The organism is Xylanibacter rarus (assembly GCF_001275135.1).
Taxonomy (GTDB): Bacteria; Bacteroidota; Bacteroidia; order Bacteroidales; family Bacteroidaceae; genus Prevotella; species Prevotella rara.
In genome coordinates this window covers 1-13260 of the sequence record NZ_LFQU01000036.1, presented here as the reverse complement: position 1 = coordinate 13260, position 13260 = coordinate 1, and the positions used below count along the sequence as shown (strand labels likewise).

The 13260-nt window shown below is 42.2% G+C and carries 11 protein-coding genes and 3 tRNA genes; 10 read left to right on the top strand and 4 right to left on the bottom strand.

Annotation, left to right across the window (positions count from 1 at the left end):
• Positions 1 to 85: 85 nt before the first annotated feature.
• The 4 genes from ACU52_RS12960 to ACU52_RS12950 all read left to right on the top strand — a co-directional run bounded on the left by ACU52_RS12960 (position 86) and on the right by ACU52_RS12950 (position 4310).
• Positions 86 to 454: a hypothetical protein gene (locus tag ACU52_RS12960; RefSeq protein WP_021854881.1), complete on the top strand. Its 369-nt coding sequence runs from the start codon at positions 86 to 88 to the stop codon at positions 452 to 454.
• A 34-nt stretch (positions 455 to 488) separates the two neighbouring features.
• Positions 489 to 3281 carry a pectate lyase family protein gene (locus tag ACU52_RS12955; protein WP_239684928.1) on the top strand — a complete coding sequence of 931 codons (2793 nt, stop codon included), beginning with the start codon at positions 489 to 491 and terminating at the stop codon, positions 3279 to 3281.
• Between the two features lie 492 nt (positions 3282 to 3773).
• On the top strand, positions 3774 to 3920 hold the full coding sequence (locus tag ACU52_RS15640; protein ID WP_316936656.1) for a type II toxin-antitoxin system HigB family toxin: 147 nt from the start codon (positions 3774 to 3776) through the stop codon (positions 3918 to 3920).
• Between the two features lie 24 nt (positions 3921 to 3944).
• Complete coding sequence (locus tag ACU52_RS12950) at positions 3945 to 4310, top strand: helix-turn-helix domain-containing protein (protein ID WP_053399098.1); 366 nt, start codon at positions 3945 to 3947, stop codon at positions 4308 to 4310.
• Between the two features lie 269 nt (positions 4311 to 4579).
• On the opposite strand, the gene ACU52_RS12945 is transcribed toward ACU52_RS12950, so the two are convergent.
• The 4 genes from ACU52_RS12945 to yihA all read right to left on the bottom strand — a co-directional run bounded on the left by ACU52_RS12945 (position 4580) and on the right by yihA (position 9327).
• Positions 4580 to 4654, bottom strand: a tRNA-Arg gene (locus tag ACU52_RS12945).
• Positions 4655 to 4747: 93 nt separating this feature from the next.
• The gene (rho, locus tag ACU52_RS12940; protein WP_053399088.1) at positions 4748 to 6763 is read right to left on the bottom strand and encodes a transcription termination factor Rho; all 2016 of its coding nucleotides are present in this window, start codon (positions 6761 to 6763) and stop codon (positions 4748 to 4750) included.
• A gap of 156 nt (positions 6764 to 6919) precedes the next feature.
• Positions 6920 to 8698: a ribosomal protection-like ABC-F family protein gene (gene abc-f, locus ACU52_RS12935; protein WP_021855725.1), complete on the bottom strand. Its 1779-nt coding sequence runs from the start codon at positions 8696 to 8698 to the stop codon at positions 6920 to 6922.
• Positions 8699 to 8724: 26 nt separating this feature from the next.
• Positions 8725 to 9327: a ribosome biogenesis GTP-binding protein YihA/YsxC gene (yihA, locus tag ACU52_RS12930; protein WP_053399087.1), complete on the bottom strand. Its 603-nt coding sequence runs from the start codon at positions 9325 to 9327 to the stop codon at positions 8725 to 8727.
• 780 nt (positions 9328 to 10107) lie between these two features.
• On the opposite strand from yihA, the gene recR reads away from it, so the two are divergent.
• From recR to ACU52_RS12900, 6 genes are all read left to right on the top strand, one after another.
• Entirely contained in the window at positions 10108 to 10725 is a 618-nt protein-coding gene (recR, locus tag ACU52_RS12925; RefSeq protein WP_021855723.1) for a recombination mediator RecR, read from the top strand.
• 54 nt (positions 10726 to 10779) lie between these two features.
• Positions 10780 to 11205, top strand: coding sequence for a hypothetical protein (locus ACU52_RS12920; protein WP_053399086.1), 426 nt, complete (start codon positions 10780 to 10782; stop codon positions 11203 to 11205).
• Complete coding sequence (locus tag ACU52_RS12915) at positions 11202 to 12398, top strand: glycosyltransferase family 2 protein (protein ID WP_053399085.1); 1197 nt, start codon at positions 11202 to 11204, stop codon at positions 12396 to 12398. Before ACU52_RS12920 ends, ACU52_RS12915 begins: the two co-directional genes overlap by 4 nt.
• Positions 12398 to 12913 (top strand): GNAT family N-acetyltransferase, encoded by a 516-nt coding sequence (locus ACU52_RS12910; RefSeq protein WP_053399084.1) that lies wholly within the window; start codon positions 12398 to 12400, stop codon positions 12911 to 12913. The genes ACU52_RS12915 and ACU52_RS12910 overlap by 1 nt, the downstream gene beginning before the upstream one ends.
• A 74-nt stretch (positions 12914 to 12987) precedes the next feature.
• Positions 12988 to 13061: transfer RNA gene (locus ACU52_RS12905), tRNA-Asp, on the top strand.
• Positions 13062 to 13090: 29 nt separating this feature from the next.
• A tRNA-Asp gene (locus ACU52_RS12900) sits at positions 13091 to 13167 on the top strand.
• Positions 13168 to 13260: the final 93 nt, after the last annotated feature.

Here is a 13260-nt window from a genome sequence, read left to right as displayed (position 1 = left end):
TTTTAAGTTATATAGTCTATATTTAAAGGATTTAATATTTATATTTGTCGAGGAATAATCTACAAACTATTTAAAAACTTAAATAATGAAAAGGAAAACATTTTTATGTATGTTCCTGATGGCATTATTGTCAGGAGGAACAATGTATGCAGAAACAGAACAAACCGTTATAATAAACGGAACTGAAATCGACAAATTCGTAAGCAATCTGACTTTCAATGGGAACAACGTAACACTTCAATTTGACGACAACACTTCACTGACAGAAGACATGTCGAAGGTCAGCATCTCCTTAAGCTATGAAAACACAACCGGAATAACAAATATTACATCTATGGACAATTCCGGAAAGTCAAAAGTCTACAACCTTAACGGACAATACATGGGTAAAGATGCCAATGCCCTTAACAAAGGCGTGTATATTATTAATGGAAAAAAGACAGTCATAAAATAATTTTATCATGAAAGACATATACTCAAAAATAATTATGGCATTCCTAATATGCCTTATGCCATTTTTTACTACTGATGCAGTTGCTCAGACATGGGACTTTCAAGAGGAAGGTGTAAGCAGTACAGACAGGACAAATCTGTCTGCCGATACTGAAAACTGGACATATGATGCCACAAATGACAGATATTCGAACAATAAGGCATTAAACTCTGAAACATTAAAAGCTAACGGCACAGAACTGATATTTACACAGAATATCATATTCACGGCTGAAACATCAGATGCCATTCGAGTGGATATAAAGAAACAATGCCTTACATTGAATAAAGTGTCAACAATAACGATAGACAACCTTGAAAAAGGCTCTAAGATAACTGTTAAATGCAAGACAAGTTCAAAAACAGAAAAAAGAGGACTCAATGTGACAAACATCACCCCTGAGTCTGGATTTTTTAACAGCACAAGTCTTGACGATCAGGTAAACATAGGCACTGTTACCGAAGACGGAAGTATAACGCTGACAAACACAGGAGGACTTTACATATATATGATATCTGTTGAAAAAGAAGGCGAAGGAACAACGCCTGAACCGACAACAGACCACTCTGTAAGCCTCAACAGTCAGAATAATCAAATGCGACTGACACTGACTAACAACGACATTAAATATTATAATACCGATGAAGTAAAAGTCAGTATAGACAGAGCCAACGGCATAGTAAACATCAGCCCTGTAAACGGGACATGGACAGACGCATACACAAAGACTGTAAAAAATATCAGCTTTGCAAAAGCAGAAGACAGCGGCAGCGAAGGCGACATTGACAATCCGGAAGGAAAGGTAAAGATACTTGAGTCAAAAGGATGGCACGAATCAGCCTTCGTAAAATGGGAGCCATTTGCAGATGCTTCGTCTTACATAGTGTACGTAAAAGGTGGACAATACGAAGAATATACAAAACTGGACGACCAGCTGGTACGCAACTATGGAACATACGGACGGGCAGATGCTACAGGCTTAATTGCTGCAGACAATTATTCATTTAAGATTGTTCCGGTAATTGAAGAAAAAGAACAAGATGCTGCAGCTAATGAAGTTACCGGAATAAAGGTAATAAACTATAAACGTGAAGGTTTCTGTTTCCTCAATGGCAATACGCCGGGAGCATATAATGCCGACGGTACGCTAAAAGCCAACGCACGCGTAATATACGTTACGGCAAATACAGCAAAGACTGTAACATGTCCTGTTATTGGTGATAAGGAACAGACTTATACGGGACTGCAGGCAATACTCAACGCATACCAAAAAGGAAAAGAGACACGTCCGCTGTGCGTAAGAATCATCGGGATGATCAAAGACACCGACATGGATGCACTGTTAAGCAACGAAGGACTTCAAATAAAAGGCAAGAACAATTCTGTTGAAATGAATATAACAATAGAAGGCATCGGTGAAGACGCAACAATAAACGGCTTCGGATTTCTTCTGCGCAATGCCGTAAACGTAGAGCTGCGCAACTTCGGCATATTAAACTTCATGGATGATGGTGTTTCGTTGGATACGGACAACAAATACTGCTGGATACACAATCTGGACTTATTCTATGGTCAGGCCGGAGGAGATTCAGACCAGGCTAAAGGCGACGGCACTATCGACATCAAAGGCGATTCTCAGTATATAACCGTATCAAGCAACCATTTCTTCGACAGCGGAAAATCGTCATTATGCGGAATGACAAGCGAGAGCGGGCCAAACTATATAAGTTACAACAACAACTGGTTTGACCACTGCGACTCACGTATGCCGCGTATCCGCACGATGTCTGTACATGTATGGAACAACTACTTCGACGGTATTTCCAAATATGGCGTAGGTGCAACATCCGGCTCAAATGTATTTGTAGAAAGCAACTATTTCAGAGCAACAAAATGTCCGATGCTCATATCCAAACAAGGATCAGACATTTCATCTGACCCTAAAGGCACATTCTCTGGCGAAGATGGTGGTATGATAAAGTCATTCGACAACATCATGACAGAAAAGACACAATATTATAAATATGTGACATACCAGGAAGACAATGTACAATTTGATGCATACGAAGCCAAAACAAGAGACGAGCAAGTACCGCAGGACATAAAGACCTTGCAGGGTGCAACTTCTTATAACAACTTCGACACCGACGCATCATTGATGTATGACTATGAACCGGTAGAAGCAGCAAATGTACCGTCAGAGGTCACAGGCTGGTATGGTGCAGGAAGAATGAATCACGGAGATTTCAAGTGGACCTTCAATAACAGCATCGACGATACAGACTATAACGTCAATAAAGAACTGAAAGAAGCTGTTACAAACTACAAGTCATCACTTATCGGCATCTTTGGAGACGAAAATGCTTCAAGCGGCGAAACTGGCGGAGGTGAAACAGGTGGAGAACCGGGTGACACAGAAACACCTGTTGAGGGTGAAATAATCTGTGACTTTACAAACAGCACTCCGTCTAACAGCGCCATTACAATGACCGGAACAAAAGAAAATTACAGAAAAGAAGATACTATAATAGATGGTGTTACATATACAAACAGCCTTAAGATGGAGTCAGGCACAGAGATATCATTCTCTACAACTGAAAAGATGACCCTTACAATATACTTTGGCTCGAGCAGCACTAAATACAACATAAAAGTTGACGATGTTAAAATTGAAGGCGACAGCTCTTCTAAGAGCCTGACGACCACAATAGAGCAAGGAAGCCACAAAATAACAAAGGCCGACAGCTGCACTATAGCCCTAATAAAATTAACGCCTATTGCTGAATAAAGCCTAAACTTGATTTTTAATTATAACGTGAAATCTGATTGACAATTAAATTCTATCTGAAGCGGACCTGACATAAATCAGGTCCGCTTTTATTTTATATGCCTCATAGGTCTATTAATCTTTACGTAATAACTTAATTTAAATTCTATCTCAAAAAATAATAGCTACAAAGACAGAAACAGACAATTATATTATAGGTATATCACGTGAAATAATATAACTAACTTATAAAAATCAAAAACATTTATTTTACAACAATATCTTTCTTGGTATTGCCATTCATATCCGATTATTTAGAATAAAATATTGAAAAAATAGAATTTTGTTATTACCTTTGCAATATGGTAATATTGTGAGTTAAGTGAAAATATTTAAATAATAGGCTATAAAATAATACACAGAAACGTATCCTAATAAAAAGGTTGCTTTAAAAGAATGTACTACAATAGTCACAAGGGAAGCGAGTAGACTTGCTTTGCATATGTAAAAAAGATCAGCAATAGTATTGATTATGTATACAAACAACATTATGTTTTCAATATTAAAAGTAATAATTTCAGACCGATTGTAGCAATAATATTTACTAAAAATCTGTTTATAATCACTTTATTGGCACTCATGCAGAATATGATAAAATAGTTGATTGCTCTAAAATTTAAAGATATGACAAAGATAGAAACAAAAGATCAATATGACAGGGCTGTACAAAGAGTTGAAGAGTTACTTCCACTGATAACAGACAAAACACCTCTCGATGACCCGAACAGTATAGAATTGGAACTACTTTCTAATCTTGTTGCAGAGTATTCGGAAAAACATTTTGCATTGAGAGCACCCTCACTTGCTGATGTTCTCAAATTCCATATGCATGAAATGGGGCTTACCCCAAAAACATTGGCTAAATTGATAGGTGTTACCCCTCCCCTTTTGAATGATTATATTTCCGGTAAATGCAAGCCCACATTGAAGGTAGCCCGTGAAATTAGCCGGAAACTGAATGTTGATGTTAATATTGTTTTAGGTGTTTGATATGAGAACTGTTGAAGTCATTGTTGAACATGCATGAAACGACCTAAGTGCTTACATAAAACTTGAGGTGACAAAACATATTTATATCGAGGGTATATGGAAAGTTCAACAAAACATCTAATGTATACATTTTCATGGCAAAAAATAATGCCAAGACTTATAAGAAAGAAATGATGCAGTCTGTAAGTTGTATCATCAATCAATATAAAAGCAAATAAAAACATCTATGATAAAAAGAAAAAGGAGCATCACATGATGCTCCTTTTCTGTGATTCCGTTGGGATTCGAACCCAAGACCCACGCCTTAGAAGGGCGTTGCTCTAATCCAACTGAGCTACGGAACCCCTAAATCGAGTGCAAAGGTACTCAAAATAATTCTTATAACAAAATTTTTTAGGAAAAACTTTTAAATAAGAATACAAGTACCTCTAAAATATTTATGAATTCATCGTTGCAAGGAACTCATCGTTATCATAAGTACGAGCCATACGGTCATGAATTGTATTCATAGCCTCAATTGGCGTCATGTCAGAAATATACTTGCGTAAAATCCACATGCGGTCGAGAGTTGTCTTGTCCTGCAACAGATCATCACGTCGTGTACTTGAAGCAACAAGATTAACAGACGGGAATATTCTCTTGTTACTGAGGCTTCTATCCAACTGGAGTTCCATGTTACCAGTACCCTTGAACTCTTCGAAAATAACCTCATCCATCTTGCTTCCAGTATCAATCAAGGCTGTTGCGACAATAGTGAGCGAACCTCCACCCTCTATATTACGTGCCGCACCAAAGAAACGTTTCGGCTTCTGCAGAGCATTAGCGTCAACACCACCGGTAAGAACCTTACCACTAGCTGGTGAAACCGTATTGTATGCACGTGCAAGACGTGTGATAGAATCAAGGAAGATCACCACATCATGACCACACTCAACCATACGCTTCGCCTTTTCCAATACAATACCGGCAATCTTTACATGACGTTCTGCCGGTTCATCAAACGTAGAGGCAATAACTTCTGCATTAACCGTACGCGCCATGTCGGTAACTTCCTCTGGACGTTCATCAATAAGCAACATCATAAGATATGCTTCCGGATGATTTGCCGCAATTGCATTTGCTATGTCCTTCATAAGGATTGTCTTACCTGTCTTTGGCTGCGCAACGATAAGCGCTCTCTGTCCTTTACCGATCGGCGAGAACAAGTCAACAATACGAGTGCTGAGGTTTGTAGTTGAACGCTCACCGCACAAAGTAAACTTCTCATCCGGGAATAAAGGAGTAAGATGGTCAAACGGTATACGGTCGCGCACTTCAGCTGGATCACGGCCGTTAATCTTATCAATGCTTGTCAACGGGAAATACTTCTCTCCGTCATGCGGTGGACGCACATGGCAATTTACCACATCGCCAGTCTTAAGTCCATAACGCTTAATCTGAGCTATAGAAACATAAATGTCATCAGGAGAAGAAAGATAATTATAGTCGCTCGAACGCAGGAATCCATAACCATCAGGCATTATCTCAAGTACGCCGTTGGCAGTGATAATATCCTCAAAATCAAATTGCGGTACACTTTCCGGCTCCATCTGAGGAGCATACATAACATTATTTAAGTCCATAGGACTTGTCGGATTGTCGAACATATCAAATCGCGGCACAGCCATCTGATCCTCAATCGGCAAGTCTACAATAGGAATAAAGTCTGTTCCGTCTCCGGGATCGCCTTCCCATACACCTGATGCAATAATCTCACGTTTCTCGTCAGCCACTTCGTTGTGTGCATTCACCTTGGCCTGCAACTGTGCTATAAGATCTGTTGAGTTGTCATTCTGAGTATCAGGAGCTTCTGCGGTTGCAAATTCAGCTTCAGGAACAATGGCCAAATCTGTTTCTTCCGGCATGTCATCACTTATTGCTTCAGGAATTTCGCTGACACCTTCAACAACATCCTCTGATATTGCTTCGGGAACTTCAGGCGCAGCCTCAACTACATTATCAACAACAGGCTGCAATGGCTCAAGCTGTTTTTCCGGTTCAACAGGCACAACCTCTTCCACAACAGGAACAGCCTGCGGCTGCTCAACCTCAGCCACCGGTTCGGCAACAGCCTTGCTCTTAGCCCTAGAACGTGTCTTGGCGGGCGGAGAAACCGGTGCATCATTAAACAATGACGGAGTCTCAGCCTGAACTTTATTCTTTTTCAAGTCGAAGTTTTCGCCTTCCTTTCCGTTTACAGAATAAACACGGTCGGTGTCCTTCTTTACAATACGAACTCTGCGACGCTTCGTGCCAAGCGGGTTCTTGTTTCCTTCAATTTCGGCCTGCTTATCAAGGATCGAATATATTATTTCTTCCTGAGTTTCGCCAGACTTGATTTTAGCACCCACTTTCTCTGCTATCTCTTCAAGCTCGGAAATATCTTTAGATAATAATTCGTCTTTGCTATACATATTAGGTTTACGTATATAAGAAATTTATTGATTGTATTCGTTTCACGAGTGGAAACAAATTATGATTTTTTAAATTTAATGCAAAAGTAATAATTTATATTGATTAAAAGAAGTAACGGCTCTGAAGACTTATTCATTTTAACTTAATTTTAATATTTAAGATTCTATTTCTGAAAGCTCCAGCCATCGCATTTCCTTAAGGTCGAGTTCTTCCTTTATCAACGGCAGACGCTTACTTTTTTCAGTCAGTTCGTCTACCGGCAGCTTACCGCTGCAAAGCTGCTCTTCTATTTCCTTCTGCTCTTTTTCCAGTTCGGCTATTTCTTTCTCAAGCTGAGCAAACTCCATCTTTTCTTTATACGACATCTTGCGGCGCTCCTGATGCCGTTTTTCTCTTGGACGACTGTCTTTTTTAGCCGCCGTTTCTTCGTCACGGCTCTTAAGCGAACACCACTCACGATACTGTGTGTAGTTTCCGGGGAAATCGTTTACTACGCCATTGCCTTTGAACACAAGCAGATGGTCTACCACTTTATCCATGAAATAACGGTCGTGACTTACGATTATGACACAGCCGGGGAAGTCGGCCAGATACTCTTCAAATATCTGCAGAGTCTGTATGTCAAGGTCATTTGTCGGCTCATCAAGCACCAGAAAGTTCGGATTTTTCATCAGCACTGTACACAGATACAGCTTGCGTTTCTCCCCTCCGCTCAACTTATACACATAATTGTGCTGCTGTTCGGGAGTAAACAAGAAATGCTGCAAAAACTGTGATGCCGACAGATGCTTTCCGCCTCCCATGTCGATATAGTCGGCAATGTCTGTTATCACGTCAAGCACTTTCTTTTGTTCATCGAAGACCATGCCTTCCTGAGAGAAATATCCGAAACGTACGGTCGAGCCGATGTCAAAGCGTCCGCTGTCAAGCTTTTCCTGTCCCAACAGCAACTTCAGGAATGTCGTCTTGCCTGTGCCGTTGTTGCCAACAATACCCATTTTCTCAAAACGGGCAAAATTATAGTAAAAATCTTTGAGAATAACCTTGTCCGGCGACCAGCTCTTGGAGATATACTGGCACTCAAAGATCTTGCTTCCGATATAGACGTTTCTGACTTTAAGCCTTACCTGGCGGTCCTCTATCCTCTGCTTGGCCACTTTCTCAAGTTCATAGAATGCGTCCTCTCTGTATCTTGCCTTATGGCCTCGCGCCTGAGGCATTCTGCGCATCCAGTCGAGTTCCTTTCTGTACAGGTTGTTTGCACGTGCTATTTCGGCGCGCGTGTTGTCTATGCGCTCCTGACGCTTCTCGAGATAATAGCTGTAGTTGCCGCGATAGGTGTATATTTTCTTGTCGTCAAGTTCCAATATCACCGAGCACACCTTGTCGAGGAAAAACCTGTCGTGGGTAACCATGAGCAAGGTTTTGTTGCCACGGGCAAAGAAGCCTTCCAGCCATTCTATCATGTCGAGGTCAAGATGGTTGGTTGGCTCATCCAGGATAAACATGTCCGGGTCGGTCAGCAATACGTTTGCCAGTGCCACACGGCGCTGCTGTCCTCCGCTCAGAGTACCCATCTTCTTGTCAAGGTCATCTATCTTAAGCTGTGTAAGTATCTGCTTCGCACGCAGAATCTTCGCCTCATCTCCTTTATGATTGAAGCATGCATCCAGCACAGTGTCGTCGGGATCAAACTTGGGCGACTGTTCCAGATAGCCAATCTTAAGCTCGCGTCTGAAGATAATATTGCCCGAATCGTATCCTTCGCGCCCTGTCAATATGGAGAGCAGCGTCGACTTGCCCGTGCCGTTCTTAGCAACAAGACCTATTTTCTGTCCTTCGGCAACACTGAACGATATGTCCTGAAACAGGACATGGGCTCCAAACGATTTAGTAAGATTCTGTATGTCAAGATAAGGTAACTGACCGGCCATTTCTGTCTTTATTTATTATTTACGCCTTACTGTTTAAGCGTTTTATTTATATTTTCGATATAATCAAGAATTTCGTCGCGTCCGCGCTTTGTCTCGCTGCTCGATATGAAGTAAGGAGGAAGCTCATCCCAAGTTTCCTTCAGCTTGTCCATATATGCGGCAGCCGTAGGCGCCACCTTAGACGAGCTAAGCTTATCGGCCTTTGTGAACACTATCGAGAACGGTATGCTGCTCTGCCCAAGCCAGTTGATAAAGTCTATGTCGATAGCCTGCGGCTCGTGTCTGATGTCTATCAGCACAAACACGTTTACGAGCTGCTCGCGCTGCAGGATGTAAGACGTTATCATCTGCTCCAGCTTCTGCTGAACCGTCTTTGAGCGCTTGGCAAATCCATAGCCGGGAAGGTCTACCAGATACCACTCATTATTTATAATAAAGTGGTTGATAAGCAGAGTCTTGCCCGGAGTGGCCGATGTCTTTGCAAGATTTTTGTGGTTGCAGAGCATGTTGATAAGGCTTGATTTGCCAACATTGCTTCGTCCGATAAACGCATACTCAGGCTTTGTGTCTTTAGGACAAAGCTGTATGTTAGGACTGCTCACTGAAAATTCTGATTTTGTTATTATCATTTAGTCGTCGATAAATTTATGAAAAACCTTTGCAAAGGTAATAAAAATATCAGAAAAATACAACCGCCGGCACAATGTTATATATAAGCAACGGATAAAATCTGCAGACAAGGCCCCGCATGCGCCCAGGCACAATGACGACGGCGCATGCGCGGAAACGCAGCCGGACCGGCATGTGTGCAATAAAAATTCATGACAAATTATTTTTTAGAAACAGACAATCACAAATGCAAAAATGGCATACAGAGATGACAAAACAGGAGATATTTTACACAAGAAAAGCCAACTTGCTGTCATAAAACAGCCAATATCGCCGCTGAAACACACTTAAATGCGATGCGAAACACACTGAATTACGAATCAAAAAGCATGCTTTTACGACCTAAAAGGACACATATCAGCAGTCAGAAAGTGGCATGCGTGACTACAATAGCACATAACACGCTGGCTTACAATTAATTACACAAAAGCCACTATTTTTCGATTAAAACACATCAAACAGGCAAGCAGCTAATACGGAGGCTGTCTGAGAGGCTTAAAAATCTACATTTTGTAAAGAAATAAGAAAGTGTGCATTCCTCATATACGATACCCTCTTCATGCCGGACACCAATAGTCGATATGCAGAAGACGTTAATAATGCGAAAAACAGGCTACCACAGCGCACAAAACAGCAGCCACGCAACCCGCAAAAGACATTCAAAGGAAAATAAAAATAAATTTGTTTTGAATTTTACTACTATTGAAGTAACTTTGCCGACAAAAACATTTTAGCAAAGTATGACCCAACAATATCCGTCGGCATTGCTCGAAAAGGCAGTGGCAGAATTTTCAAGCCTGCCCGGCATAGGACAGAAAACAGCCCTAAGGCTGGTGCTGTTTCTGCTGAGACAGGACAAGGACAAAGTGGAAAGGTTTGCCCAGACCATAAGCGAAATGAGACATAAGATAAAGCACTGCACCGTGTGCCACAACATAAGCGACACGGACGTCTGCCCTATCTGCTCCGACGCAAGGCGCGACGACACCACAGTGTGCGTGGTTGAAAACGTGCAAGACGTAATGGCCATCGAAAACACTCAGCAGTACAACGGACTTTATCATGTACTCGGAGGCGTAATATCGCCCATGGACGGCATAGGTCCTAACGACATAGAGATAAGCTCGCTGGCAGAAAGAGTTGAGAGCGGAAAGATAAAAGAGGTGATTCTGGCGCTTAGCTCCACAATGGAAGGCGACACCACCAACTTCTACATCTACCGCAAACTGGCAAAATTCGACATACGCCTGAGCGTGATTGCACGCGGAATATCTGTGGGCGGCGAGCTGGAATACACCGACGAGGTTACGCTCGGACGATCTATCATTAACCGGCAGCCGTTCGACGGCAGACAATAGCAGATAACGCCACCTGCCGGAAAACTGCTTAAAGCGAAAACATTAACCAAGAAAATGAAAAGAACAAAAAACATACTCTCGGTAATCATGTACGTCAGCATAGCTTTGCTGCTGGCCATAACCGCAATATTTGAAACCGAGACGCTGCTGCCGGGAGACCTGACAGCAAGCAAGAACGCCGAATTTCTTACTGTGTCGCTAATGGAAGTCATTACAATATGCCTCATTCCTGCGTCACTGAGGCTGTTCAAGGTCAAGAAGATCAGCATGAAGCTACAGGCTGAGCCAGAAAAAGAGCTGCTCCGCTGGGGAAGCATACGCATGATGATGCTTTGCGTCCCGATGGTGGCCAACACCCTGCTCTATTACCTGTTCATGAACGTGGCATTCGGCTATATGGCAATTATCGGACTTATCTGTCTGATTTTCGTCAACCCTACAATGGCAAGATGCATATCTGAAACAAGCTACAAGAAATGAAACTTGCAATAATAATCGTCAGCTACAACGTAAGACACTATCTTCAGCAATGTCTCGACAGCTTATACAGAGCCGTTGAGGGCATCGACGCAGAAATATACGTAATCGACAATCATTCAAAAGACAACACCGTGAAGAAGCTTAAAGGCAAGAACCGCGGTGTGAAGTTTATTGCCTGCAATCACAATCATGGCTTTGCAAAAGCCAACAACATGGGCATAAGGCGCACAAAGAGCGAATACGTGCTGCTGCTGAACCCTGACACTATTGTTGGAGAAAACACCCTGAAAGAGTGCATCAGATTCATGGACGAACATGAGAATGCGGGCGGACTGGGCGTAAGAATGCTGAAATGCAACGGCAGCGATGCCATGGAGAGCCGGCGCGGACTGCCGACACCGATGACCGCTTTCTACAAGATGTGCGGACTGTGTGCCAAATATCCCACACATAAGAAACTGGGAAAATACTACATGGGATATCTTCCGTGGGACGAACCGGCCAAGATCGAGATAATAAGCGGAGCCTTCATGATGATGAGGCGCACCGCACTTGACAAGGCAGGACTGCTCGACGAAGACTTCTTTATGTACGGTGAAGACATCGACCTGTCATACAGGCTGCTGAAGAGCGGCTTCGACAACTGGTATCTGCCAACAAAGATACTGCATTACAAAGGAGAAAGCACGCAGAAGTCATCGTTCAAATATGTACACGTGTTCTACGAGGCCATGCTCATCTTCTTCAAAAAGCACTATGGCCATCTCAGCATCTGGCTGAACATGCCAATAAAGGCTGCAATATATCTTAAAGCCACAACGGCTCTTATAAAGACTACGTCAGAGCATATACAGAAGACACTGGGATTCATGCCCGACAGAAGACGCAAGTCGCCACTCTACATATTTATTTCTACAAAAGAATCAATATCAAGATGCCGAAGCCTCGCCGACCGTAACGGCCTGGACGCACAATATATAGTAACGCAGACACCGGCAGACCCGGCTGCACATGCCAAAGCCGTAAAAAACATCAGCTGCAAGACGCCCGTATATCTTGTTTATGACACAGGCTTATGCAGATATGAAGACATTCTTAACCTATTCTCTAAAAACAGCAAGCCCAATGTAAAAATCGGCACATACAGTCCGAGATTCAACATAATAATAACAGACAACGAGATAATAGCCTGATGACATCCATTCTACCGACAATACATCTCAGGGCGATAGAGCCGGAAGACCTCGACGTGTTGTATACCATCGAGAACGACACTAAGGTTTGGAACGTTAGCACAACGAACGTGCCATACTCAAGATACGTGCTATATGACTACGTCGCAAATGCAAAAAACGACATTTACGCCGATAAGCAGGTAAGGATGATGATAGAAGACGAACATCATAACGTTGTGGGAATAGTTGACATAATAAACTTCGACCCTAAGAACATGAGAGCAGAGGTAGGCATAGTAATAAAACAAGACTACAGAAACAAAGGCTATGCCCTGGCCACTATAACAAGAATAAAAGCTTACGCCGCAAACATCCTACACCTGCATCAGCTTTATGCGTGCATAAACAAGGATAACGAGAAGTCGTTAGCCCTGTTTGAGAAGAGTGGATTCATAAAGTCAAATGAGCTGAAAGACTGGCTCTTCGATGGCAAAAAATACCATAATGCACTGCTAATGCAACTTTTTTTGTAAAAAATCGCCAAAAAGTTTGGTAGATAAAAAAAATATTCATACCTTTGCAACCGCAATTGAGACAGATACCTAATGGTGCGTTAGTTCAGCTGGTTAGAATGCCTGCCTGTCACGCAGGAGGTCACGGGTTCGAGTCCCGTACGCACCGCTCTCAAAAGAGTGGTATTCTCATCTCAGGGTGCGTTAGTTCAGCTGGTTAGAATGCCTGCCTGTCACGCAGGAGGTCACGGGTTCGAGTCCCGTACGCACCGCCAGAAAACATATAAGTCCGCAATCTAAGATTGCGGACTTTTTTTATTTATTATCACTCATTATATATCATGCGAACGGATCACCCGATAAATATA